The organism is Mesorhizobium sp. CNPSo 4689 (genome assembly GCF_057784325.1).
The window spans coordinates 1-655 of record NZ_JBWLUZ010000105.1; the positions used below are offsets into that span (position 1 = coordinate 1).

Here is a 655-nt window from a genome sequence, read left to right on the forward strand (position 1 = left end):
CAAGCACTGGCTGCGCAAGGCTGCCAAGCGAACAGTCGAAACCGTCTGTGGCGCTATCGGCCAAATCCTTGGCACCGTCACTTCAAACGAATGCCAAAATTACTTCACTGAAGCCGGATATGCCCAACCTAAGTTCATCCCGCTCTAGTAGACTATCTGTCAGGGAGCAAGGTCCTTCGGAAGAATCCGTCAGCTGCCGCCCGTACGCCTCATGTAGCGGATCGCGTTGAGAGTCTCGTGCAGGTCAACGCTCAGCCTGCGGCCCCGCTCGGCCAGCTTCGGCATCAGCGGTCCAATCCGCTCCCATTCCCATCTGTGAGATCGGTCGGATGACGCTTCGTCTTCCGCGCGATAGAGCCATCCGCGAAGCCGCCTGCCTGGCCCATCTGCGTCGCAAGATATTCGACGTTCACGACAGCCAGCCGACCGAGCTCAGCACGACGGCGATGGCCGGTATCCAGGCGATCTACCGGATCGAGGAAGAGATACGGGGGCTCCCGCCCGCCGAGCGATTGGCCGCACGACGAACGCGGACCCGACCACTGGTCCGCGCGTTGCGACGACAGCTCATGCGTCAAGGCAACGGTTTGTCGCGCGATGCCGATATCGCGAAGGCCTTCGCCTACGGCACCAGGCGATGGCGCGCGTTCAACCG

General features: G+C 61.8%; 1 protein-coding gene. It reads left to right on the forward strand.

Annotation, left to right across the window (positions count from 1 at the left end; genetic code table 11):
• Nucleotides 1–329: 329 nt before the first annotated feature.
• On the forward strand, nt 330–655 hold a 326-nt coding region (locus AC04SI_RS33330), incomplete at its 3' end, for an IS66 family transposase (RefSeq protein ID WP_488475735.1).